Source organism: Lachnoclostridium sp. An76, assembly GCF_002161355.1.
Taxonomy (GTDB): domain Bacteria; phylum Bacillota; class Clostridia; order Lachnospirales; family Lachnospiraceae; genus Mediterraneibacter; species Mediterraneibacter caccavium.
Genome location: NZ_NFHL01000013.1, coordinates 1 through 22,750 on the forward strand (window position 1 = coordinate 1; position 22,750 = coordinate 22,750).

The following is a 22,750-nucleotide window of genomic DNA, read 5'->3' on the forward strand; positions in this document are numbered from 1 at the left end:
TATAGCTACGATGTGTGCGACCGGCTGGTGGAGATCCGCCAGTACGGGGAAGAGGGGAGCCTGGAGAGCTTGAAAGCGGGAGCTCCTTGCACAGACGCGGCCGGGATCGACGAAGAGTGGATGGAAGCGGAGCGCCGCAGCGGAAGGAACCGGACCTGCCAGGTGACCCGGTACCTCCGGGACCTGAAAGGGCAGGTGACAGAGGTCATCGACGCCCTGGGGCAGAGGGAGCAGTATGCCTATGACGGGAAAGGACAGCTCCTGTCCAAGCTGGACAAGGAGGGCTTCCTGACAAAGTATGCCTACACAAAGCAGGGGGACCTGTCCCGGATCCAGTACGCGGACGGGCGGGAAGTGAAGCTGTCCTACAACCCGCTGCGCCAGCTGATCCTTGTGCAGGACTGGCTGGGAGAGACGAAGATCACGCCGGACGCCCTGGGACGGGCGAAAGCCGTACAGTACCCGGACGGCAGGGAAGTATCCTATACCTATGGAAAGAGCGGGGAGCGGACAGGCATCACCTACCCGGATGGAAGGACCGTATCCTACGGATACGATGAACAGGTAAGGCTTTCTGAGATGAGGGAAGGGGACCGGGTCATCACCTACACTTATGACGCCTTTGGAAGGCTGGCGGAGAAGAAGTTCCCCAACGGGACAGAGAGCGCTTATACCTATGACAGCAAAGGCCAGCTGACGGAGCTGGTGCACCGGGACAGGGAAGGAGTTTCAGACCGGTATACGTATCTGTATGACCTGACAGGGAACAAGACCGGGATCACGAAGGAGAGAAGAGGCCTGGAGGCAGAGAGCGGAGCCTATGCATACGGATATGACGCTTTGGGACGGCTTTCCCAGATCCAAAAAGACGGGAAACTCCAGACCCGGTATGGGTATGATGCCTTTGGGAACCGAGTTCTGAAAGAGGATCATGCAGGGCGGACAACCTACTGTCATAATGCCCTGAACCAGCTGATCACAGAGATCCGGGAAGAGGGAAGCCCAATCCGAATCGAGGATGAGACGGGAGCAGTAAGGGAGAGTTACGGCTACGGAGCATTTGGAGAGGACCTGTATGGGAACCAGGGGGAGATGCAGCCGTTTGGGTATACGGGGTATCAGAGAGATAAGGTGGCTGGGACTTACTATGCTCAGGCGAGGGAGTATCAGGCGGATGTGGGGAGATTTAGCAGTCAGGACATAATAGGCGGATTTTCCGAGAATCCTGAAACCCTTAATCGCTATAGCTATTCCTGGAATAATTCTTTGCTATATATAGATAATGATGGTGAGTTCCCTACTATTGCAATTGGGGCAATTGTTGGCGGGCTTGTCGGGGGTGCAGGATCTATCATTACGGATATTGCAAGTGGAGAAAAAATAGATTGGAAAAGGGCTGGAAAGAATGCTTTTAAGGGGGCTGTGACAGGAGCGCTGGTGGGTTCTGGAGTTGGTATAGGAACAGTAGCTGCATCAGGGACAATTTCAGCGGGTATAAACACAATTTCTGCAGTTACGAGAGGCGAGAGCGCGAAAGATGTATTAAAAAGTACTTATGATGGATTTGTGGATGGTGCGATGTGGGGTGGAATCATGGCAGGTGGTTCTAAAATCCTCAGTCATGGTATGCATAAACTGGCAGATAAAGGCGTGGGAAGAGAGGGGGTAAAACAGATTGGAAAAGTAAAGATATTATCCCCTAATCATTTAAACAATCCTAATGAAGGTGGAACATTGATAAAATTGGGGAAAATTTTCGAATTGATGTTGAGCTAGGAGAACTTTTGCATTGCCATTTTATTGGTAAGAACGGATTAAAATATTTAGGGAAAATACTGCGTAATGAGAATTTATTGCATTATGCAGAACATTTCCCTCTTGGTATCGTGCTGACAGGCATATTATCTGGAGTGGATAAAAGAAATGATGAGAGTGAAAAAGGTGAAGATTAAAAAATATTCTGATGGGATAGGGTATATCGACTTCTGGGCTGAAATTACCATTGATAATACAATGAAATTGTGCAATGAGCTTATGAAGACTTCACATCTCCATGTCATTGCCAATGATATCTATAAATCATCTATATATGATAAGTGGCTAAATGCCGGAGAACGAGAAAGAATAAAAAACTGTCAGGGGATGGTAGATAGCATTCATTTTCATGTGGAACGTGGGAAGCTGGCAAAAATATTGGGTGATTTAATGAAAGCGGATGCCAAAGGGATAGCCATAATTGAAAGTAAAGAAGATGAAACTTTTTTCAGGAAATTTATTGATGAGCGAATGAGCACAAATAGTTGTCTTAAAGATGGGGAATTTAAGTCAGTGTTCTATTTGGATATAGAAAACCATCCATTTGTTATAACATTTGCCTATAATTTGAATTATCACATACCTGGACTGGACGGGAGATATTATATTCTTCCTTCTAAATTTGAATAATATTATATATTGCTATAATGCGTTAAACCAGTTGGTAGCGGAGACAAGAGGTTGGATGGAAAAGACCTATCGGTGACAGGCGCAGGAATCTGACATTCTTCATGAAGAACGAACAGACTATACAGTAGATGCATACGTTGTGCTGAACCGTCTGGAGGAAGCCGTGAACGGAGCCGGGAAGGCAGCGAAGTACCAGTACAATGGACTGGGGCACCGGGTCGGGAAGGCAGAAGGAAGGCTGCCGGCAGACCAGACCGGGAAGCTGGATCCGCAGAGCCGGATCGACCGGGAGATCGGGAACCTGCCCCAGATCCATTACACGACCGATCAGACAAGGGAGTACCACAACCTGTTGGAGAAAACTGAAGGAGAGAAAAGGCAGACGTACTTTTGGGATGGAAATGTGGCATCCTACGAAGAGAATGGAAGAAAGAGCTATTACCTGCAGGACGAGCTGGGAAGTCCGATCCGAATCGAGAATGAGACGGGAGCAGTAAGGGAAAGTTATGGCTACGGAGCGTTTGGAGAGGACCTGTATGGGAACCAGGGGGAGATGCAGCCGTTTGGGTATACGGGGTATCAGAGAGATAAGGTGGCTAGGACATATTTTGCGCAGGCCAGGGAGTATCAGGCAGATGCGGGGAGATTTGCTGGTCAGGATAAAATATTGGGCTTTATGGAAAGACCGTATACATTGAACCAGTATGCTTATTGTTTTAACAGACCAATTAATTTGGCGGATTTAAACGGTGCGTGGCCTCAGTGGATTGAGAATATCGAAAGCGGATTGAAAGATGCATCCAGCTTTTCGGAAGAGCGCCCATAACGGTGATTGTTTGCAGATGCGATCTGCTCGATCAGGCATTCCATGTTTGTATTCAGTTGAGCAAGCTGGTCCTGCATGGACAGGATCACTGTCACGAGTGTTTCCCTGCTGAAACTGTTCAGTTCTTCCGGTGAGTAGATCTTCGTCATGTTCGGTGCTTCTTTGTCTTGCGGGGACTATTGTACCGCAAACCAAAAGAAAAAGCAGACCGGACGAAAAAAGAAGTCCGTCATTCTCACCAAAGGATAAACTGGTCCTATGTCAAGAAAAAGTACAAATTAAATATGCCCTTTTAATGTTGAGTTACCCTGCTAAAGCTTCAGCTCTTTCATCTAACGCTGCATAGTATTCTTTTTCATACTGATCTGGCGAAAGATATCCACAATGGCTGTGTGTCCTCACTGTGTTATAAAATGTTTCTATATATTCGAATACCAGCTTATATGCATGCCGGTAATTAAAAATTTTAAAACGGTTGATCCACTCCCTTTTCAGTAATGCATGGAACGATTCAATACACGCATTGTCCCATGGATATGCTTTTTTTGAATAGCTGTTTACCATCCCCTCTGTTGCTTTACGGAATGCATCCGATACATACTGGCAGCCACGGTCTGTATGTATGATAAGCGGATGTGCTATTCTGCGGATTTTCTTTGCTTTCTCGATACATTCCACCACATGGGATGCTTCCAGTGTTTCGCCCAAGACCCATGCGATGATTTTCCGGGAATACAGATCCATAATGCTGGTTAAGTATACAAAGCCGTCAAACGTCCAGATATAAGTGATATCCGACACCCATACAGCATCCGGCTGAGCGGGATTGAACTGTTCATTCAGAATGTTATGCAGTTTCGAACTGAAATCAGAATCTATGGTTGTTTGTACATATGGCTTTACCCATTGGGCTTTGATTCCCATCTGACGCATGTAATTCGCCACAGTTTTCACTGCGATTTTTTCACCGGTTTTCCACAATTCCCTTGTGATCTTAGGGGCTCCATAGTTCTGGTGGGAATCTTCATAGATTTTTCGGATTTTCTGTTTGATCTCCCCACGGTGTTTTTCCGTGGCAGAAGGGACTCTTTTTTTCCAAGCATTATAACCGGATCGTGAAACACCAAGATGTTTCAGTACCCCGCTGACAGAGACGTGGTGCTTCACCGGACGCTGCTCCATTTCCACAATATACTCCGCTGTGGCAGTATAGACAGCCTCTGTCATTTTCCCAGGATACTGATGGCTTTTTTTAGAATTTCAAGCGCATCCTTTGTATCCCTTAGTTCACGCTGGAGACGTGCGATCTCTTTCGCCTCATCACTGGAATAATTCCCGGATCCCCGTGTTGGTACGCTCCCTTCGTTCTCTCTGGCCGCTCGTAGCCACGTCTTGAGAGCGGAATCACTGATTCCCAGATTCTCAGCTGCCTTCTGAAGTGAGAGTTCTGGATGTTCCAAACGATACCTGACTGCATTCTCCTTAAACTGTTGATCGTATCTGCTACCCTTTGCCATGCCTGTACTGCCTCCTTTTTATCATCTCTCTTATCATACATGATTTAGGTCTGCATGGCATCTTTACTTTGTACTATTTTTATACTACCACTAAACACTCTGAAAAGCTGAAAAAACTACTGGTTTTTTCAGTTTTTCAGAGTACTTATCCACACAGCAGCTGATCGCTGGGCTGCACTTCCTGGATCGGATGTCTGGATACAATTTCCAGCTCCTGCATCAGCGCCCGGTATTGTTCCGGCGTGATCTCCAATGCCTCTTCTTTGGTACGGGGCCAGCTGAAGCCGCCCAGCTCCAGCCTTTTGTAAAGGAGAAGAAATCCGTCCCCTTCCCATACAAGCCCTTTGATGCGGTCACTGCGTCTTCCGCAGAACAGGAAGAGGATATCCTTTTCGTATGGATCCAGCTGGAAGTTAAATTTCACAATGGATGCCAGCCCGTCAATGCCGCGCCGCAGATCCGTATAGCCGGCAGCAATGTAAACCTTACGGAAGCCGGAGGCGTTATTCAGCATGGAGGATCCCTCCTATCCGGGAGAGCAGTTCTGCTGAGGCTGAATTCGAAATCTCCAGGACAAGTTTCCCTTTCCGGATCACAAGATCCGGATGGAAAACGGATGATGCATCTGGTAACACAGCAGGAAGTTTGATCTCAGCAAAAGATACAGACTGCTGAACGGCAGATAACTGTCCCGTCTCTGTAACTGCAGGCAGGGACGGATTCTGAGATGCTTCATAAGCTTCCCGGCGCAGGATGCGCTGCCAGTAAAAGAACTGTTTCTCAGAGATCCCGTTTGCCCGGCACCAGGCGGTCTTTGACATCCCGCTGTTCATGCATTCATTCAGGATCCTGGTCCAGTGCTCTACACGGATCTGATGTGTGATTTTATCCATGATGCTAACTCCTTTAAAAAACTTGTAGTTTTCTGGAGTTATTATCTCATGGAGTGAGGGAACTGGTACGGTACTGGGGATTTACCGTGTACGATTAACTAGAATTAGTAATGAATGATATAGAAAAATTTGTACAACAGGATTTGATGTTTACGAGGTAAAAGAAAGGGATGCCCCTTTTCTGTGAATCTAAAAAGTCATAGTTTTGGGACATCCTCTTCGGTTTGCAGCGCTAAGCTTTCATGCGGAGCTCTCTATATGAGATTAATCTTTTTATTCATGATATAGTGTACTGCCGCGTACTGCGCAATACAGAGTAACAAAGCAAAAATAGTATTCGGCACCAGAAGGGAGAACATCTCGTCAGCCAGGGTATCTGTCCCTGTCCCGTAATCTAACATCCCGAGAGCCGCCATGATCACAAGCACGGCGATCTGTATCACAAAGCTGGTGATAAAATATGCAGCGATCGCACATAATACTCTATGTGCGGGAAAAAGCTGTCCCACGCAGATGCTGAAGTAGATCAGAAGGACAGAACTGATGCCTCCGATCACACAGAAGATAAAAACGCACAGTCCAAAAGAGGACAGAGGCATTCCGATCGCTTCCGCCATCTCCGGGGCAACAGGCTGGTAAGCAGCTGTGACATTCCTGCCGGTCACAAGAAGAAGGATCCCTGCGTATATGATGATCATATCGAGCGCTGCGAGAAGGTAGCCTGAAATGATCTTTGCCCACAGGTGGGTAGTCCCTGATACAGGGAGTGTCCAGCTTAAATACCCTTCCCTGCTGAAAAGATTCCGGTAGAACCGGAAAGTGATCAGCAGGCTTGTGCAGAGTGAAAGTGCTGAGATCAGGAATGTCCCCAGTACTAACATAACTGTGATGGGAGCGATAAGCGTTTCCGCAGGCGCGTGAAAGTCCAGGCGGTCCATGACCAGCAAACGGGCTGCAGCGCATACGAGCAGGAAAGCCGCATGGAGCAGGATGAATATTTTGGCTGATGCCCTCAAATCATATTTGATGAGTTTTCCTAACATTTGAATACCTCCCTGAATAAAACATCCACAGATTTTCCGTACTGTGTCCTGATCTCATCTACAGACGCGTTGAGCGCGAGCTGTCCGCTTTTCAGGAAAATGACTCTGTCAAGTACATTTTCGATGTCAGAGATAAGATGTGTGGAGATCAGGATAGAAGCATTCTCGTCATAATTCGTCAGGATAGTGCGGAGAATGTAGTCTCTCGCAGCCGGGTCAACGCCTCCGATCGGCTCATCCAGTATATAAAGGTCTGCGACCCGGCTCATGACAAGCGCGAGCTGGACCTTTTCCTTTGTCCCTTTAGAGAGAGACTGGAGCTGCATATGCCGGTCGATCTCAAGTGAATCCAGCATTTTACAGGCGCGTTCTGTGCTGAAATTTTCATAAAAATCCTTATAAAAGGAAAGAAGTTCCCTGACCCTCATATGCTCGTTCAGGAAGTTCCTGTCCGGCAGATAAGATACGATCTTTTTCGTATCAGTGCAGGGAGCCAGGCCATTGATCATGATATGGCCGTCTGTGGGCACGAGAAGACCGGCGGCAAGTTTGATCAGCGTGGTCTTGCCACTCCCGTTCGGTCCCAGGAGCCCCACGATCTGTCCACGGTCAAGGGAAAAGGTCAGGTCAGAAAGGGCATAAAAGTTCCCGTATTTTTTTGTGAGTCTCTGACATTCAAGAATTGGTCTCATTGTCTCCCCCTCCTAAAGTCTGTTTTATCATTTCCAGTGTCTCGCTCCCGCTGATCCCCAGGTGGCTCATCTGTTCCAAAAAGCTGCTGATATATTCCTGCGCCAGGTCTGTTTTAATTTTTTTCAGCAGTGTGCTGTCGTCAGTGATAAAGCGGCCGCTTGTCCGGTGGGAATATACCAGACCGCTGCGTTCCAGTTCGGATAAAGCTTTTTGCATTGTGTTTGGGTTGACGGCGGCGTCCAGGGCAAGGTCACGGACTGAGGGAAGCTTATCCCCGGGCTGATAGACACCGGAGACGATGTCGTGCTGGATCCGCTCCATGAGCTGAAGGTAAATGGGGCGGCTGTCGTCTAAATTCCACGGCATTGGATCATCTCACTTTCTTTTAAAGGGACCGCCTCAGGCGGTCCCTTACAGGGCGCGGGATATCCCGCGCCCTGTAACTGTATTATCTAGATAATACAATAATATGTTGATTAAAGAAAAAAGTCAAGCGGAAGCGTCGATTTTGCGTGCTTTTGTTACTGTTCGCTGTCTTTTAAGATCTTTTCTTTGAGGTCAGGATCAAATATTCCCCTTCTGAGCATCTCTATCTCATATTTGTAGGGTGCGTAAGATTTCTTTGGATTTATCTGAGATGGGATATATGGTGTCTCCAGTATTTTCGGTACATTTTCGAAATCCGGGTGCCGTACGATATAATTGATCGCGTCAAAACCAATGTGTCCGAAACCGATGTTCTCATGACGGTCCTTGGCAGCACCTGGCGGATTCTTGCTGTCATTGATATGGAAGACCGCGATCTGATCCTTTCCGATGATGCGGTCAAATCTTTCCATCACATCGTCAAAATGGTGGATGATATCGTATCCGCTGTCGCTTGTATGGCAGGTGTCAAAACATACCCTTAATTTCTCGCTGTGGGTGACCCCGTCATAGATCCTGGCAAGTTCCTCAAAGGAGCGCCCGATCTCCGAACCTTTTCCTGCCATGGTCTCAAGTGCGATGCAGCAGTCTGTATCCGCGCTGAGCACTTCGTTGAGCCCTTTGATGATCTGGGAAGTTCCGATCTCTGTGCCTTCCCCCACGTGCGCTCCGGGATGGAGGATCAGTGTGTGGCTGCGGCAGCTTACTGTGCGCTCGATCTCTTTTGCGAGAAACTCCACGGCCAGGGAAAAGGTCTCGGGCTTGACCGCGTTCCCCAGATTGATGATATAGGGCGCGTGGACAATGATCCCGCTGATCCCGTGGGCTTCCATATATTCCCATGCCGGGCCGATATTCAGCTCGCTGATGTCCTTCCTTCTTGTATTCTGGGGCGCCCCCGTATAGAACATAAACGTATCCGCCCCGTAGGATACCGCTTCCTTTGCGGAGCCGAGCAGCATGTCCTTCCCGCTCATGCCTACATGTGAACCTAAGATCATGATAAAACTCCTTTGCAAAATAATACCCATTATATCAGAGAAACCAATAAAAACAAGAGAAAATCTGTATTTGTGGGGGAGCTGCTGTCAGAGTAAAACGTCCGAAAACAGTGAAGCGCGGTTATAGAAGACGTATTCAGCACGGGTGTGTGGGTGGCTTCGGCTCCGGGGCTCCGTGGCAGCAAAAACTAAGAAATCCGGGACTATGCTAAAGGCAGAAAGCAGCAGGGAGCAACTCGCCTTTGGCTCAGACAAGCCCCCTGCTGCTTTCAACGCATAGTTCCGGATTTCAAGTTTTTTCAAGCCCCTCCGCAGTCACCTCAGTCACCCACACACCCGTGCTGAAGGGTTTTCGAAAAGGCGCTTCGCTGTTTTCTGGTTTACTCAAGCCGGAAGTCCCCCGACAAATGCAGCATTTCAAAACGCGGCGAGAAGGGAACTTTCCCGACAAAAGATAAAACTACTCTGGTCGGGAGAAACTTACAGCGAAGAGGATTTCCCAGCCAAAAGATAACCTTCCCCCAGCCGGCAGAATTCTATCACAAGAGAGGCACAGCTTGCTGGGCCAAATCGAACGGCTAATCCCCTCCCGGAAGTCCGCGGTCCCTTCCGATTAATAAATCTTCCTGTTTCGCCACAGAAGCTCCCCTTTCATCCAACTTTCGAAATCCTGCATTTGCCTGCGGGGACCTTCCGATCGGATGAACCCAGAAAACCGGCCCCTTTGATGCGCCTTTCGCGGCGGACGGGGATATGGCGGCGGTGACTTGGAGTAATCTGATGGAAAGACTTAAAGGGAGAAAGCGTGGCGTTAATTGTCCGGCGGATGCCTGAGGCGGAGCCGAATCTTCCGCCGGACAATTGCTTTTAGCCATGCTTTCTCCCTTTTACGTCTTTCCCGGATTACGGAACCGGAACCCAAGCCATATCCCCGTCCGCCGCGAAAACGTCCTGCAACAAACCGACGGTTTTCGGACGTCATATTCACAAGGAAGGCGCCCCCACAAATACAGATTTACATCCCCAGTACTTTGCGGGTCAGTTTTCTCTCATCTTCCCCGGCACTGCGGTAATGGGTGACCAGTTCCAGTTCTTCTTCTGTCAGGTATACTGTATCTTCGCTGGCGATGATCCTGCTGGCAAAATAAGGACCGGTGGTCTCGTTTATGATCCCGGTTTTTGTGCAGGTCTGAGTCAGGAGCTGTTCTAACGTGACTTCATAGATATCCGCGATACGTATGAGCATGTCGATGTCAGGGATGCGTTTCCCTGTCTCATAATTAGAATAAGCCTGTCGGGAGATGTTGAGCTTCTCGCCGATCTGCGTCTGTGTGTAGTTGTGGTCTGTTCTGAGTCTGCGCAGATTTGCTGCGAGCTGGACATTGGACACCGGCATACCTCCATTTACAAGAATTGACCAAATGTTGTCGTGATTTTCATTATTATATCAATTTTTCCTGTAAACAAAGGTATATGCAACGCAATGAGGAATAAATAACAAAAGAAACAAAACGTTGCTAAAGTCCCATCTGGCTGAGCGTACTGTTGTGGTACAGAGGAGAATATGTTACATCCTCCCCGAGCCATTCCGGAGGACGGTATGCGTGCGCGGAATCTTCGTCCGGGAATTCGATCTCAGCTAATACAAGGGGCGCCAGATCTTTTTCAAAGATATCGAGCTCCAGGGTAAGCTGGCTGTCCAGAGGGATCATATAGCGCTTTTTTACAATGAGCCTTCCGTCCGCCTTTGGGATCAGGTGTTCATAGGCTTCTTTTGTGAGCGGAAGGTTATATTCTTCTCTTACCATAAGCCCTTTGGACTTATAAGTGAGAAAGTAATGTGTATCATCCCTGCGGATGCGCACTACGGGCGCGGTGCAGAGGTAACCCTGCTCGATGTGGCGGCAGGGATAGTCTTTCGGACAGAAAGGGAGTCTGTCCGGATCAACAAGAAATTTGCGTTCGATTTCCATAAGGTATCCTCCTGATCTTGAAAAGCATCTTGAAAAGCAGCTGGTGAGATCCTGTTATTATCGGGATCCTGTCAATAACTGTGTTCAGAGTGTATATATTATAGGACAAATTACAGTGCAATGCCACATACAATTTTCCGCCTCAGTGCCGGAGCACATTGCATTTGCACACCAGGTCTGATAAACTGGAAAAAGAGTGTATAGAAAAGAGTGTATGGACATGGAATGGCAGGAGGTAGAAAAATGAGCAAAGTTTGTGTGTTTCTCGCTGATGGATTTGAAGAGATCGAAGGACTTACGGTCGTGGATATCCTGCGGCGCGCCGGCATCGAGACGGAGACAGTGTCTGTCATGGGCAGGAAGGAGATAACGGGAGCGCATGGGATCAAAGTAGAAGCAGACTCTGTTTTTGAGGAAGCTGGAGCGGAAAATGCGGATATGCTGGTGCTCCCGGGAGGGATGCCGGGGACACTGAACCTGAAGGCCTGCACAGGGCTTATTGAATTGCTGAGATCCTTTGACCGGGAGAAAAAATATATTGCCGCGATCTGCGCGGCTCCGAGTATCCTGGCCGAGCTCGGCATGTTAAAAGGAAGAAAGGCCTGTTCCTATCCTTCGTTTGAAGGCAAGCTGGATGGGGCGGATGTGGTCAGGGAACCTGCGGTCACTGACGGACATATTACTACCGGCCGCGGCATGGGGACTGCGATCCCCTTTGCGCTCAGGCTGACAGCGCTGCTGGCAGGAGAAGCGAAGGCAGAGGAGATAAAAGAGTCAGTCGTTTATGGAGGATAGCAGGAGAAAACGCGATAAACGCGATAAACACAAAAAATACTGGAAATATGCGGATGCGTGTGCTATACTGTGTTAATGACTGCAAATGTCTTTTTCTCAGGAAAGAGATACTATTTTGCGCATTCAAGGAGGAAGAAAATGAGTTTACAGGTAGAAAAATTAGAACATAATATGGCGAAGCTGACGATCGAGGTGTCAGCAGAGGACGTGGAGAAGGCACTCCAGGCTGCATATCTGAAAGAGCGCAGCAGGATCAGCCTGCCGGGATTCCGCAAGGGCAAGGTGCCGCGCCAGATGATCGAGAAGATGTACGGACCGGAAGTGTTCTATGACGAGGCTGCAAATCATATGATATCAGAGGCATATGGAAAAGCCTATGAAGAGTGTGAGCTTGAGATCGTGTCCCAGCCGAAGGTTGCGATCACACAGCTTGAAAAGGGCAAACCGTTTATCTTTACAGCGGAAGTCGCAGTGAAGCCGGAAGTCACACTCGGTGAATATAAAGGCCTGAAAGTGGATAAAGTTTCCACAAGAGTGACACAGAAGGAAGTTGACGAGGAGATCGACAGAGAGCGCGAGCGCAATGCAAGGACGATCGAGGTCACAGACCGCCCGGTACAGGACAAGGATCAGGTTATCCTTGATTTCGAGGGCTTTGTAGACGGAGTCGCTTTCGAGGGCGGCAAGGGAGAGAACTATCCGCTTACTATCGGTTCCGGAGCGTTTATCCCGGGATTCGAGGAGCAGCTGATCGGCGCTGAGATCGGAAAAGAGACTGAGATCAACGTAACTTTCCCGGAGGAATACCAGGCGAAAGAGCTTGCCGGAAAAGAAGCTGTATTTAAGTGTACTGTTCATGAGATCAAGGCGAAGGAGATCCCGGAGCTGGATGATGAGTTCGTATCTGACGTTTCCGAGGAGAGCGAGACAGTAGACGCATATAAGGCTGAGGTAAAGGCAAAGATCAAAGAGCGCAAGGAGCGCGAGGGAAGACAGAAGAAGGAAGACCAGGCAGTGGAGCAGGCTGTGGCAAACGCGCAGATCGATATCCCGGATCCGATGATCGACCTTCAGACAAAGCAGATGGCAGACGACTTCGCGCGCCGCATCATGCAGCAGGGCATGAGCCTGGAGCAGTATTTCCAGTTCACAGGCCTGTCTGAGGAGAAGATGATGGAAGAGTTCCGTCCGCAGGCTGAGAAGCGTATCCGCACAAGACTCGTGCTGGAGGCAGTGGTTGCGGCAGAGAATATCGAAGTATCCGATGAGCGCCTGGATGAGGAATTAAAGAAGATGGCGGATTCCTACCAGATGGAAGTCGAGAAGCTCAAAGGCTTCATGGGTGAAAACGAGAAGAAGCAGATGAAAGAGGATATTGCGGTCCAGGAGGCAGTGACACTGATCGCGGACGCGGCAGTAGAAGGCTGATCCAGGTTCCAGAGAGGTGTGCCGCAGGCACACCTCTTGTCAGCATAGACCGCTCAAAAGGGGCCGGCTTACAGCGGCCCGCACAGAGATGGGACCAGACGGAGCATTTATTTACAGAAAGGGGTATAGAAAATGAGTTTAGTACCTTATGTCATTGAACAGACGAGCAGGGGGGAGCGCTCTTACGATATTTATTCAAGACTGTTAAAGGAGAGGATCATCTTTCTCGGGGAAGAGGTAAACGATGTATCCGCAAGCGTGGTCGTTGCCCAGCTTCTTTTCCTGGAGGCGGATGACCCGGACAAGGATATCCAGCTGTATATCAACAGCCCGGGAGGTTCTGTGACGGCTGGCCTTGCGATCTACGATACGATGCAGTATATTAAATGCGATGTGTCAACAGTCTGCATCGGCATGGCGGCGAGCATGGGAGCGTTCCTGCTCTCCGGCGGCAAGAAGGGCAAGAGGTTTGCCCTGCCGAACGCAGAGATCATGATCCACCAGCCGTCAGGCGGGGCCCAGGGTCAGGCGACAGAGATCCAGATCGCGGCGGAGCATATCCTCCGTACAAAACAGAAATTAAATGAGATCCTGGCGGCAAACACAGGGCAGGATCTTGAGACGATCAAGGCTGACACAGAGCGCGACAATTTTATGTCCGCGGAAGAGGCCAAAGCTTACGGTCTGATCGACGAAGTGATCGTGAAACACTAATATTGTATGAGGTGACAGTTTATGGCAGGGAAAATCACAGACGACATCGTGAGATGCTCTTTCTGCAACAAGACACAGGCGCAGGTGAGAAAGCTGATCGCAGGGCCTAACGGCACATATATCTGCGACGAGTGTGTTGCGATCTGCTCAGAGATCATAGAAGAAGAGCTCGATTACAGTGAGAGAGAGGTATTTGACGACATCAATCTCCTGACTCCGGAGGAAATGAAGGAATTCCTGGATGATTATGTGATCGGGCAGGATGAGGCGAAAAAAGTACTTTCAGTGGCAGTCTACAATCATTATAAAAGGATCATGGCAGAGCAGGACCTGGGCGTTGAGCTCCAGAAAAGCAATATCCTGATGCTCGGGCCGACCGGATGCGGGAAGACTCTTCTCGCCCAGACACTTGCGAAGGTCCTGAATGTCCCGTTCGCGATCGCGGACGCGACTGCGCTGACAGAGGCAGGGTACGTAGGCGAGGATGTGGAGAATATCCTTCTCAAAGTCATCCAGGCTGCGGACGGGGATATCGAGCGCGCGGAGCACGGCATCATCTATATCGACGAGATCGACAAGATCACGAGAAAGTCTGAGAATCCGTCGATCACCCGCGATGTATCCGGAGAAGGCGTACAGCAGGCTCTCTTAAAGATCATCGAGGGCACGGTTGCATCTGTCCCGCCCCAGGGCGGCCGCAAGCATCCGCACCAGGAGCTGATCCAGATCGACACAACGAATATCCTGTTCATCTGCGGCGGGGCATTTGAGGGCATCGATAAGATCATCGAGACAAGGCTTGACAGAAAGTCGATCGGATTCAATGCTGAGATCGCCGAAAAACATGAGTATGACATGGATGTGCTCCTTCACGAAGTGCTGCCCCAGGACCTGGTCAAATACGGGCTGATCCCGGAGCTGGTCGGAAGGCTTCCGGTGACGGTTTCACTGGATCTTCTGGACAAAGAAGCGCTGATCAGGATCCTGACAGAGCCGAAGAGCGCGATCGTGAAGCAGTACCAGAAGCTGCTTGAGCTGGACGGAGTGAAGCTGGAATTCGACAGGGACGCCCTGACCGAGATCGCGGAGACGACTCTGAAGAGAAAGACAGGGGCAAGAGGACTCCGCGCGATCATGGAGAAGATCATGATGGATACCATGTATGAGGTCCCGTCAGACGAGACGATCAAAGAATGCCGGATCACAAAAGCGGCAGTGAACGGGACTGGGAAACCGCTGTATCTGCGCGACGGCGAAGAGCGGAGATCATTCCTGACATCAGAGAGTGCATAGAGAATGTGCAGGGCGGGTGCAATGGAGTTGCCATATGTGCCTGCCCTTTCTATATATGAAATCAGTGGCGGAATTATAAAAACCAGGAGGAGAATGAATGGATAATGAGATAAAAAGCCTGCCTATGGTCCCGTTGAGAGGGATGACGGTCATGCCGGGGATGGTCGTGCATTTTGATGTGAGCCGGGCGCGGTCCATCGCCGCTGTCCAGGAGGCAATGGTGGAAGAACAGAAGATCTTCCTGACGGCGCAGAAATCCCTCGATACAGAGGAGCCGGGGGCAGAGGATGTATATGAGATCGGGACTGTGGGCACAGTCAGACAGATCATCAAGCTGCCCAAGCAGATCGTGAGGGTGCTCGTGTCAGGGGAGACAAGAGGACGGCTTCAGGAGATCGAATATTCTGATCCTTATCTGCGGGCAAAGGTGGAAGTCATTGAAGAAGAGGATGCAGATACGCCGGAAGATGTGAATACAGAAGCAATGGAGCGCAGCCTCAGGGACATGCTCGTGGAATATGCGTCCAGGAACGGCAAGATGTCAAAGGAATCCATCGCGCAGCTTGCGGAAGTCAGGGGACTGCGCAGGCTGGTCGATGAGATCGCGGCGAATATCCCTCTTCAATATACTGACCAGCAGGAGATCTTAAATGAGACGGATCTGAAAAAACGTTATGAAAAGCTTGCATTTAAACTGGTGAACGAAGTCCAGATCATGGACATCAAGGACGAGATCCGGCGCAAAGTAAAAGAAAGAGTAGACAAACATCAGAGAGAATATATCCTGCGGGAACAGTTAAAACTCATAAGAGAGGAACTGGGAGAGGACTCTACCGTGTCTGACGCCGAAGAATTCGAGGCGTCGCTCAGGAAGCTCAAAGCACCGAAAGAAGTGAAAGACAAGCTCCGGAAGGAGATCAACCGGTTTAAGAGTTCTATGAACTCCCCGGCTGAGAGCGGTGTCATCCGCACTTACATTGAGACGCTTCTGGAGATGCCCTGGGATAAGGCGTCAAAGGATAACGAAGATATCAGTTACGCAAAGCAGGTGCTCGAGGAAGACCATTACGGGCTGGAGCAGGTGAAGGAGCGTATCCTGGAATTCCTTGCCGTGCGGACGCTGACGAAAAAAGGCGAAAGCCCGATCCTCTGTCTTGTGGGACCGCCGGGAACGGGAAAGACGTCCATCGCGAAGTCTCTGGCAAAGGCACTCAAGAAGCCTTATGTGCGCATCTCCCTGGGAGGCGTGCGGGATGAGGCGGAGATCCGCGGGCACAGGAAGACTTATGTGGGAGCCATGCCGGGACGCATTGCCAACGGCATCCGCACGGCAGGGGTAAAGAACCCTGTCATGCTGCTGGATGAGATCGATAAAGTAAGCACGGATTATAAAGGGGATACTTTCTCCGCGCTTCTGGAAGTGCTGGACAGTGAGCAGAACAGCAGGTTCCGTGACCATTACCTGGAGGTGCCTCTGGACCTCTCGGAAGTCATGTTCATCACCACGGCAAACACGCTGCAGACGATCCCGCGCCCTCTGCTGGACCGTATGGAAGTGATCGAGATTACAAGCTACACTGAGAATGAGAAGCTGCACATCGCGATGGAGCATCTGATCCCGAAACAGCTGGAAAGGCACGGCCTTACGGAAGACCAGCTCACATTCAGCAGGCAGGCGGTCTGGAAGATGGCCCGTAATTACACAAAGGAAGCGGGAGTAAGGCAGCTTGAGCGTGAGATCGGGAATGTATGCAGGAAAGCGGCAAAAGAGATCCTGACCACGGACCGGAAGAAGATCGCAGTCACAGACCGGAATATCCACCGGTTTTTGGGGAAAGAGAAATATACGTACCAGATGGCGAACCCGGCTCCCGAGATCGGGATCGTCCGCGGACTGGCATGGACCAGTGTGGGCGGCGATACTCTCCAGATCGAGGTGAATGTGATGCCGGGCAGCGGGGAGCTGATGCTGACCGGTCAGCTGGGGGATGTGATGAAAGAGTCCGCCCAGACCGGGATCAGTTATATCCGCTCTGTGAGCGGCAGGTACGGGATCCCGGAGGATTTCTTCGAAAAGCATGATATCCATGTACATATCCCGGAGGGGGCTGTGCCAAAGGACGGGCCGTCCGCGGGCATTACCATGGCAGCGGCTATGCTGTCCGCTGTCACCGGGAAGAAAGTGCGGGCGGACCTTGCCATGACCGGAGAGATCACCTTAAGAGGGCGTGTCCTGCCGATCGGAGGATTAAAGGAAAAACTCCTGGCAGCAAAGAGCGCGGGGATCAGGACCGTGCTCATCCCGAAGGAAAACAGAGCGGATGTGGAAGAGCTTTCAGCTGAGATCACAAAAGGGCTGGAGATCCTAACCGTGGAAAATATGGAACAGGTGCTGAGCCACGCGCTGGCGGAAGAAATGGAAAAGACAGAAGATACCGCGGGATAGTGCAGGCCCGCGGCAGGAGGAAGATATGGTTATAAAAAGTATAAATCTTGAGACAGTATGCGGGATCACAAGCACGCTTCCGGATAATGACAGGCCGGAAGTGGCGTTTGCGGGGAAGTCCAATGTGGGGAAGTCGTCCATGATCAATGCGCTCATGAACCGGAAATCCTACGCCAGGATATCCGCCACGCCGGGAAAGACCCAGACCATCAATTTTTATAATATCAATGATGCCCTGTATCTGGTCGATCTCCCGGGGTATGGATATGCGCGGGTCTCTGAGAAAGAGAAGGCGCAGTGGGGCAGGATGATCGAGCGGTATCTGCACGGCTCCTCCCAGCTCAGGGAAGTGTTCCTGCTCATCGATATCCGGCATGAGCCGTCCGCGAATGACAGGCTGATGTATCAGTGGATCGTGGACCAGGGATATGAGCCGGTCATCATTGCCACAAAATTGGATAAAATAAAACGCAGCCAGGTGCAGAAACATGTTAAAATGTTAAAGGAAGGCCTGGCGCTTGTGCCGGGGACTACTGTGATCCCGTTCTCATCCGTGACAAAGCAGGGCAGGGATGAGATCTGGGAGCTGATCGAGAAAGACTGTGAGATTGACTGATTCGGGAGGATAGGAATGGAAGAGAGACAACCCTACTGGCAGGTGGCGGTCAGGCTGTTGTTCAGTCTCCTTGCTACTGCGGCATTTGTGATCATCGGGATCCGGCTGATCGGGTTCCTCATGCCTTTTGTCATAGGCTGGCTGATCGCTGCGGTGGCAGCGCCGCTAGTCAACTGGCTGGAGAAAAGGCTGCGGATCGTAAAGAAGCTGGGCTCGGCGCTTATCGTTGTGCTGGTGCTGGCCGCGATCGTCCTGGCACTGTATTTCGGCATCAGCCGGCTGGTCCAGGAGATCGGCGACCTGGTCAGGAATTTCCCTGAGATGTATGCGCAGCTTGAGCAGGGGCTGAGCCAGATCGGGGACACAATGTCAGGGATTTTTGAGCGCCTTCCGGACGGGATCCAGAGCGGATGGAATACCGTGGTGAAAAATCTTGACAGCTATATGGGGGATCTTGTTTCCGGCATCAGCGAGCCCACGGTGAATGCTGCGGGCAACATCGCGAGAAGGGTGCCCTATTATCTGATCTCATTTATCGTGGCGGTCATGTCTGCTTATTTCTTCATCGTACAGAGGGAAGAAGTGCTGGGGTGGATGAAGCGGACAGCGCCTGAGGCGGTGCGGAAGCGGATGACCCTGGTCATGGATTATCTGAAATATGCTGTGGGCGGATATTTTAAGGCGCAGTTTAAGATCATGGGGATCGTATTCCTGATCCTGCTCGTCGGCCTCGGATTCCTGGGGACAGGGTATTTCGTGCTGGTGGCGCTGCTGATCGCGTTCCTTGACTTCCTGCCGTTTTTCGGTACGGGGACAGCGATGATCCCATGGGCTGTCTACGAATTTTTTATGGGGGACTACAAGATGACAGTGTCCCTTGTCGTGATCTATGTGGTGACACAGGTGGTCAGGCAGCTCCTCCAGCCGAAGCTGGTAGGGGACAGCGTAGGGCTGAACCCGCTGGTAACGCTGCTGCTCCTGTATATCGGCTACCGGATGGGCGGCGTATTGTGGATGATCCTCGCCGTACCCATCGGGATGGTGCTCATCAATATGTGCCAGGCAGGGGCGTTTGATTATATTTTTGACGACGTCAGGATCCTGATCAACGGGATACTCCGGCTCCAGGAAGACGGGAATGAGGGCGCGGATGAGCGGAAATGAGGCGGAAATGAGGCGGAAATAAGGCGGAAATAAGGCGGAAAAGAGAAACGAAAATGGGAGAATTTCTGCGTTGAAAAAGAAGTAAGGGTATGCTATCATGGATGAGGGAGAACACTCCCGATCATAATAAAAATGCAGAGAAAGACGGGAAGTCTGGAGCATGGAAAAACCGACAGGAGGTAAGAGAAATGAAGAAATACGTATGTGATGTATGCGGATACATTTATGATGAGGCGATCGGCGATCCGGATAACGGTATCGAGGCTGGCACAAAGTGGGAGGACGTACCGGAAGATTTCCTCTGCCCGCTGTGCGGCGTAGGAAAAGATCAGTTCTCAGAGGTTGAGTAATACTGCCTTTCGCAGAAAAGGATAAAAGGTGCTGCCGTCCCATTTGCAAATTTGGGGCGGCAGTGTTTATGTCAGGGACAGAGTAAGCAGGAGAGAATGGGGGAATTATAAAATGGAAACAAAAAAGCAGAAATTTGCATCCGATACTTCCGGCAGGAGCGCGGGCGGCTGGGCGAAGGCGCTGGTCATCCTGCTGATCGGCCTGACAGTCGCTCACCTGGGGGTCACCCTGTTCCTCCTGTCTGAGCTGGGGACGGATACGTTCACTGTCTTTATCCAGGGGCTGTCCCGGATATTCGGGCTGACGGTCGGGACGGTACATGTGATCGTGCTCTGTATCCTGATGGCTGTCATGCTGCTGACGACCAAAGGGTATGTAAAGCCGGGGACTGTTGTCTGCGCATTCTGCGGAGGGCCGATCATCGACCTGTTCACATGGCTGCTTGGCGGCTGGATCAACGCTGATGCGGGAATGCCGGTACGGATCATCAGTATGCTGGCCGGGTGTGTGATCCTCTCGGCAGGGATGTCGATTGTGATCAACAGTAATGCGGGGACAGGGCCCAATGACCTGGTGGCGGTCATCCTCTCGGATAAGATCGAGAGGGTACAGTTCCGCTGGGTGAGAGTCGGGTGCGACCTCTTCTTTGTAGTGCTGGGCTTCCTTCTCGGCGGAACAGTGGGCGCGGGTACGGTCGTGGCTGTCTTCCTTACAGGACCGCTTGTCCAGTTCTGGCTCCCGAAGACAAAGAGGGCGGTCCAGGCAGTGCTCCATGAGAAGTGACATGGGCAGTAAGAGAAAAACAGGGAGTGTTAAGAAAAGAAATGCGGGAAAGGACAGAGGCTATGGAAAGATATGATGTGATCATCATCGGCGCAGGTCCGGGAGGGATCTTTGCGGCGTATGAGCTGATGAAGAAAGCCCCCGGGATCAGGGTGGCTGTATTTGAGTCGGGGAATCCTCTGGAGAAGAGAAAATGTCCGATCGACGGGAAGAAAGTAAAAAGCTGCATCGGATGTAAGACCTGCGCGATCATGAGCGGTTTCGGAGGAGCGGGCGCCTTCTCTGACGGGAAATATAATATTACCAATGACTTCGGCGGCACACTGTACGAGTATATCGGCAAGGATACTGCCATTGAGCTGATGCGCTATGTGGATGAGATCAATGTAGCGTACGGCGGCAAGGGCACGAAAATGTACTCTACCGCGGGCACAAAGTTTAAGAAGCTGTGCATGCAGAATAAGCTGAAACTCCTGGATGCATCTGTGCGTCATCTCGGGACGGATATCAATTATGTCGTGCTGGAAAATCTGTTTGATGAGCTGAAGGGAAAGGTGGATTTCCGGTTCAACAGCCATGTAGACGATGTGGAACGGATGGACAGCGGATACAGGATCATCACAAAGGACGGGGCGTATGAGTGCGGCAGGTGCATTATCTCCGTGGGGCGCAGCGGGAGCAAGTGGATGGAGGAGATCTGCGGGAGGCTGGATATCCCGACGAAATCCAACCGCGTGGACATCGGCGTGCGCGTGGAGCTCCCTGCGGTCATCTTCTCCCATCTGACGGATGAGCTCTATGAGAGCAAGATCGTGTACCGCACGGAGAAATTCGAGGATAAGGTGCGCACGTTCTGCATGAACCCATACGGCATCGTGGTGAATGAGAATACGAACGGGATCGTCACTGTGAACGGACACAGCTATGAAGATCCTGAGAAGCAGACAGAGAATACGAATTTTGCCCTTCTGGTGGAGAAGCATTTCTCCGAGCCTTTCAAGGACAGCAACGGATACGGGGAGAGTATTGCCCGCCTGTCCAATATGCTGGGCGGCGGTGTGCTCGTACAGCGCTTCGGGGATCTGATCCGCGGAAGGAGGAGCACCTGGGAGAGGATCGAGGAAGGATTCGTCCGCCCCACGCTGGCGGCGGAGCCCGGGGACTTAAGCCTTGTGCTCCCGAAGAGAATCCTGGACGGGATCATAGAGATGGTCTATGCCCTGGATAAGATCGCCCCGGGCACGGCCAACGATGACACGCTGCTCTACGGCGTGGAGGTAAAATTCTACAACATGGAAGTGAAGCTGGATGAGCATCTGGAGACAAGGCATAAAGGACTTTACGTGATCGGGGACGGAAGCGGCGTGACCCATTCCCTGTCCCATGCATCGGCAAGCGGGGTGTATGTGGCGAGAGAGATCGCAGAGAGAGCAGATAGATGGTAAGATTACTTGCAGTGGATATGGACGGCACCTGTTTAGACAGCAGGAGCCGCATGACAGACAGGATGATCAATGCCCTGCGCCGGGCGTCGTCGGAGGGGATTATCGTCGTCCCCGCCACCGGACGGAATCTGGGGTGTGTGCCCCACCGGCTGGCAGCAGGCATGATCCGTGGCAGCGGTACAGGGTCGGCTTACAGAGGATGGAGACAGGATGCGCGCGATAACCGCGGGCTCTTCCGCTATGTGATCTCATCCAACGGGGCGGCAGTGACAGATATCGTTGAGAAAAAGACAGTGTTCCGCGCGATGATACCAAGAGAGGACGCGGTATCTCTCCTGGAAGCGTGCAGGGAGATCCGTCTCGGGAATGCCGCTCATATCTGTCACCGGTACCTGATGGAAGGCAGGCTCCTGACGATGGCGGGGAGACTGATCTACGGGAAAGACGCCGCCGGGGTATACTGTGTCAGGGATCTGCGCGAAGCTGTGGAAAAAAGCAGGCAGGAAGTGGAAGAGCTGCAGTTCTATTTCCTCTCACGAAAAGCAAAGGAAGAACTGAGAGAAACCATGCTGTCCTATCCGGAGCTGAGCGCGGCTTATACAGGGATCTATGCGGAGATCTATTCGAAAAAAGCGTCAAAGGGAAACGCGCTGACCGCACTGTGCAGGTATCTGGGGATCAGCCGGGCAGAGACCGCCTGCATCGGCGACGGGGAAAACGATCTGTCCATGTTTGGGGCGGCGGGAATAAAGATTGCCATGGGAAATGCGGTCCCGGAACTGAAAGAAAGAGCGGATCTGGTGACGGAGTCCAATGACAGGGACGGGGCTGCAAAGGCCATTGAACAGCTGATGAAGTGGTGAAATGTGCATTTAGGGACAGGGCAAACTGCGATTGG

General features: G+C 51.0%; 25 protein-coding genes. 14 read left to right on the top strand and 11 right to left on the bottom strand.

Features of this window, described 5'->3' with window-relative positions; translation table 11 throughout:
• The 3 genes from B5G27_RS15095 to B5G27_RS15105 form a co-directional block, all read left to right on the top strand.
• Nucleotides 1-1,776 (top strand): RHS repeat protein (locus B5G27_RS15095; protein WP_143449746.1); only part of this gene is annotated, 1,776 nt, incomplete at its 5' end.
• 147 nt (nt 1,777-1,923) lie between these two features.
• A complete protein-coding gene (locus tag B5G27_RS15100; protein ID WP_087179678.1) occupies nt 1,924-2,445 on the top strand; it encodes a hypothetical protein in 522 nt (173 codons plus the stop codon).
• A 139-nt stretch (nt 2,446-2,584) separates the two neighbouring features.
• Nucleotides 2,585-3,271: an RHS repeat domain-containing protein gene (locus B5G27_RS15105; protein ID WP_143449747.1), complete on the top strand. Its 687-nt coding sequence runs from the start codon at nt 2,585-2,587 to the stop codon at nt 3,269-3,271.
• On the opposite strand, the gene B5G27_RS15110 is transcribed toward B5G27_RS15105, so the two are convergent.
• From B5G27_RS15110 to B5G27_RS15165, 11 genes are all read right to left on the bottom strand, one after another.
• Nucleotides 3,205-3,420: a hypothetical protein gene (locus B5G27_RS15110; RefSeq protein ID WP_087179680.1), complete on the bottom strand. Its 216-nt coding sequence runs from the start codon at nt 3,418-3,420 to the stop codon at nt 3,205-3,207. The genes B5G27_RS15105 and B5G27_RS15110 overlap by 67 nt on opposite strands.
• A 154-nt stretch (nt 3,421-3,574) precedes the next feature.
• The gene (locus tag B5G27_RS15115; RefSeq protein ID WP_143405290.1) at nt 3,575-4,453 is read right to left on the bottom strand and encodes an IS3 family transposase; all 879 of its coding nucleotides are present in this window, start codon (nt 4,451-4,453) and stop codon (nt 3,575-3,577) included.
• Nucleotides 4,454-4,494: 41 nt separating this feature from the next.
• On the bottom strand, nt 4,495-4,788 hold the full coding sequence (locus B5G27_RS15120; protein WP_087178690.1) for a transposase: 294 nt from the start codon (nt 4,786-4,788) through the stop codon (nt 4,495-4,497).
• A gap of 145 nt (nt 4,789-4,933) precedes the next feature.
• On the bottom strand, nt 4,934-5,302 hold the full coding sequence (gene tnpB / locus B5G27_RS15125) for an IS66 family insertion sequence element accessory protein TnpB (protein ID WP_143449748.1): 369 nt from the start codon (nt 5,300-5,302) through the stop codon (nt 4,934-4,936).
• Nucleotides 5,292-5,681 (bottom strand): IS66 family insertion sequence element accessory protein TnpA, encoded by a 390-nt coding sequence (tnpA, locus tag B5G27_RS15130; RefSeq protein ID WP_087179681.1) that lies wholly within the window; start codon nt 5,679-5,681, stop codon nt 5,292-5,294. Before tnpA ends, tnpB begins: the two co-directional genes overlap by 11 nt.
• Nucleotides 5,682-5,935: 254 nt before the next feature.
• Entirely contained in the window at nt 5,936-6,724 is a 789-nt protein-coding gene (locus B5G27_RS15135) for a hypothetical protein (RefSeq protein WP_087179682.1), read from the bottom strand.
• Nucleotides 6,718-7,416: an ABC transporter ATP-binding protein gene (locus B5G27_RS15140; protein ID WP_087179683.1), complete on the bottom strand. Its 699-nt coding sequence runs from the start codon at nt 7,414-7,416 to the stop codon at nt 6,718-6,720. The genes B5G27_RS15135 and B5G27_RS15140 overlap by 7 nt, the downstream gene beginning before the upstream one ends.
• Nucleotides 7,400-7,783 (bottom strand): GntR family transcriptional regulator, encoded by a 384-nt coding sequence (locus B5G27_RS15145; protein WP_087179684.1) that lies wholly within the window; start codon nt 7,781-7,783, stop codon nt 7,400-7,402. The genes B5G27_RS15140 and B5G27_RS15145 overlap by 17 nt, the downstream gene beginning before the upstream one ends.
• Nucleotides 7,784-7,938: 155 nt before the next feature.
• The gene (locus tag B5G27_RS15150; RefSeq protein WP_087179685.1) at nt 7,939-8,844 is read right to left on the bottom strand and encodes a deoxyribonuclease IV; all 906 of its coding nucleotides are present in this window, start codon (nt 8,842-8,844) and stop codon (nt 7,939-7,941) included.
• 1,015 nt (nt 8,845-9,859) lie between these two features.
• Nucleotides 9,860-10,234 carry a helix-turn-helix domain-containing protein gene (locus B5G27_RS15160; RefSeq protein ID WP_087179713.1) on the bottom strand — a complete coding sequence of 125 codons (375 nt, stop codon included), beginning with the start codon at nt 10,232-10,234 and terminating at the stop codon, nt 9,860-9,862.
• 127 nt (nt 10,235-10,361) lie between these two features.
• A complete protein-coding gene (locus B5G27_RS15165; RefSeq protein ID WP_087179687.1) occupies nt 10,362-10,817 on the bottom strand; it encodes a CYTH domain-containing protein in 456 nt (151 codons plus the stop codon).
• A gap of 243 nt (nt 10,818-11,060) precedes the next feature.
• Here B5G27_RS15165 and B5G27_RS15170 point away from each other — a divergent pair, with 243 nt between their 5' ends.
• The 11 genes from B5G27_RS15170 to B5G27_RS15220 all read left to right on the top strand — a co-directional run bounded on the left by B5G27_RS15170 (nt 11,061) and on the right by B5G27_RS15220 (nt 22,715).
• Entirely contained in the window at nt 11,061-11,612 is a 552-nt protein-coding gene (locus B5G27_RS15170) for a DJ-1 family glyoxalase III (protein WP_087179688.1), read from the top strand.
• 138 nt (nt 11,613-11,750) lie between these two features.
• Complete coding sequence (tig, locus tag B5G27_RS15175) at nt 11,751-13,040, top strand: trigger factor (RefSeq protein ID WP_087179689.1); 1,290 nt, start codon at nt 11,751-11,753, stop codon at nt 13,038-13,040.
• Between the two features lie 132 nt (nt 13,041-13,172).
• Nucleotides 13,173-13,754: an ATP-dependent Clp endopeptidase proteolytic subunit ClpP gene (gene clpP / locus B5G27_RS15180; RefSeq protein WP_087179690.1), complete on the top strand. Its 582-nt coding sequence runs from the start codon at nt 13,173-13,175 to the stop codon at nt 13,752-13,754.
• 21 nt (nt 13,755-13,775) lie between these two features.
• Nucleotides 13,776-15,047 (top strand): ATP-dependent Clp protease ATP-binding subunit ClpX, encoded by a 1,272-nt coding sequence (gene clpX, locus B5G27_RS15185; protein WP_087179691.1) that lies wholly within the window; start codon nt 13,776-13,778, stop codon nt 15,045-15,047.
• A 97-nt stretch (nt 15,048-15,144) separates the two neighbouring features.
• Complete coding sequence (gene lon, locus B5G27_RS15190; protein ID WP_087179692.1) at nt 15,145-17,493, top strand: endopeptidase La; 2,349 nt, start codon at nt 15,145-15,147, stop codon at nt 17,491-17,493.
• A 25-nt stretch (nt 17,494-17,518) separates the two neighbouring features.
• On the top strand, nt 17,519-18,109 hold the full coding sequence (gene yihA / locus B5G27_RS15195; RefSeq protein WP_087179693.1) for a ribosome biogenesis GTP-binding protein YihA/YsxC: 591 nt from the start codon (nt 17,519-17,521) through the stop codon (nt 18,107-18,109).
• Between the two features lie 15 nt (nt 18,110-18,124).
• Entirely contained in the window at nt 18,125-19,273 is a 1,149-nt protein-coding gene (gene ytvI, locus B5G27_RS15200; protein WP_087179694.1) for a sporulation integral membrane protein YtvI, read from the top strand.
• Nucleotides 19,274-19,461: 188 nt separating this feature from the next.
• Nucleotides 19,462-19,623, top strand: coding sequence for a rubredoxin (gene rd / locus B5G27_RS15205; RefSeq protein WP_087179714.1), 162 nt, complete (start codon nt 19,462-19,464; stop codon nt 19,621-19,623).
• Nucleotides 19,624-19,735: 112 nt separating this feature from the next.
• Nucleotides 19,736-20,407 carry a YczE/YyaS/YitT family protein gene (locus B5G27_RS15210; RefSeq protein WP_087179695.1) on the top strand — a complete coding sequence of 224 codons (672 nt, stop codon included), beginning with the start codon at nt 19,736-19,738 and terminating at the stop codon, nt 20,405-20,407.
• 41 nt (nt 20,408-20,448) lie between these two features.
• Nucleotides 20,449-21,852 (top strand): NAD(P)/FAD-dependent oxidoreductase, encoded by a 1,404-nt coding sequence (locus B5G27_RS15215; RefSeq protein ID WP_143449749.1) that lies wholly within the window; start codon nt 20,449-20,451, stop codon nt 21,850-21,852.
• Complete coding sequence (locus B5G27_RS15220) at nt 21,846-22,715, top strand: HAD family hydrolase (protein ID WP_087179696.1); 870 nt, start codon at nt 21,846-21,848, stop codon at nt 22,713-22,715. The genes B5G27_RS15215 and B5G27_RS15220 overlap by 7 nt, the downstream gene beginning before the upstream one ends.
• Nucleotides 22,716-22,750: the final 35 nt, after the last annotated feature.

What these genes read in the sequence shown, in the direction of transcription:
- B5G27_RS15115 (WP_143405290.1), bottom strand. Translation starts at nt 4,453, where the DNA reads ATGGAGCAGCGTCCGGTGAAGCACCACGTCTCTGTCAGCGGGGTACTG.
- B5G27_RS15215 (WP_143449749.1), top strand. Translation starts at nt 20,449, where the DNA reads ATGCGGGAAAGGACAGAGGCTATGGAAAGATATGATGTGATCATCATC.
- lon (WP_087179692.1), top strand. Translation starts at nt 15,145, where the DNA reads ATGGATAATGAGATAAAAAGCCTGCCTATGGTCCCGTTGAGAGGGATG.
- yihA (WP_087179693.1), top strand. Translation starts at nt 17,519, where the DNA reads ATGGTTATAAAAAGTATAAATCTTGAGACAGTATGCGGGATCACAAGC.
- rd (WP_087179714.1), top strand. Translation starts at nt 19,462, where the DNA reads ATGAAGAAATACGTATGTGATGTATGCGGATACATTTATGATGAGGCG.
- clpX (WP_087179691.1), top strand. Translation starts at nt 13,776, where the DNA reads ATGGCAGGGAAAATCACAGACGACATCGTGAGATGCTCTTTCTGCAAC.
- B5G27_RS15140 (WP_087179683.1), bottom strand. Translation starts at nt 7,416, where the DNA reads ATGAGACCAATTCTTGAATGTCAGAGACTCACAAAAAAATACGGGAAC.
- B5G27_RS15135 (WP_087179682.1), bottom strand. Translation starts at nt 6,724, where the DNA reads ATGTTAGGAAAACTCATCAAATATGATTTGAGGGCATCAGCCAAAATA.
- tig (WP_087179689.1), top strand. Translation starts at nt 11,751, where the DNA reads ATGAGTTTACAGGTAGAAAAATTAGAACATAATATGGCGAAGCTGACG.
- B5G27_RS15120 (WP_087178690.1), bottom strand. Translation starts at nt 4,788, where the DNA reads ATGGCAAAGGGTAGCAGATACGATCAACAGTTTAAGGAGAATGCAGTC.
- B5G27_RS15220 (WP_087179696.1), top strand. Translation starts at nt 21,846, where the DNA reads ATGGTAAGATTACTTGCAGTGGATATGGACGGCACCTGTTTAGACAGC.
- B5G27_RS15150 (WP_087179685.1), bottom strand. Translation starts at nt 8,844, where the DNA reads ATGATCTTAGGTTCACATGTAGGCATGAGCGGGAAGGACATGCTGCTC.
- tnpA (WP_087179681.1), bottom strand. Translation starts at nt 5,681, where the DNA reads ATGGATAAAATCACACATCAGATCCGTGTAGAGCACTGGACCAGGATC.
- ytvI (WP_087179694.1), top strand. Translation starts at nt 18,125, where the DNA reads ATGGAAGAGAGACAACCCTACTGGCAGGTGGCGGTCAGGCTGTTGTTC.
- B5G27_RS15100 (WP_087179678.1), top strand. Translation starts at nt 1,924, where the DNA reads ATGATGAGAGTGAAAAAGGTGAAGATTAAAAAATATTCTGATGGGATA.
- B5G27_RS15210 (WP_087179695.1), top strand. Translation starts at nt 19,736, where the DNA reads ATGGAAACAAAAAAGCAGAAATTTGCATCCGATACTTCCGGCAGGAGC.
- B5G27_RS15165 (WP_087179687.1), bottom strand. Translation starts at nt 10,817, where the DNA reads ATGGAAATCGAACGCAAATTTCTTGTTGATCCGGACAGACTCCCTTTC.
- B5G27_RS15145 (WP_087179684.1), bottom strand. Translation starts at nt 7,783, where the DNA reads ATGCCGTGGAATTTAGACGACAGCCGCCCCATTTACCTTCAGCTCATG.
- B5G27_RS15170 (WP_087179688.1), top strand. Translation starts at nt 11,061, where the DNA reads ATGAGCAAAGTTTGTGTGTTTCTCGCTGATGGATTTGAAGAGATCGAA.
- B5G27_RS15110 (WP_087179680.1), bottom strand. Translation starts at nt 3,420, where the DNA reads ATGACGAAGATCTACTCACCGGAAGAACTGAACAGTTTCAGCAGGGAA.
- clpP (WP_087179690.1), top strand. Translation starts at nt 13,173, where the DNA reads ATGAGTTTAGTACCTTATGTCATTGAACAGACGAGCAGGGGGGAGCGC.
- tnpB (WP_143449748.1), bottom strand. Translation starts at nt 5,302, where the DNA reads ATGCTGAATAACGCCTCCGGCTTCCGTAAGGTTTACATTGCTGCCGGC.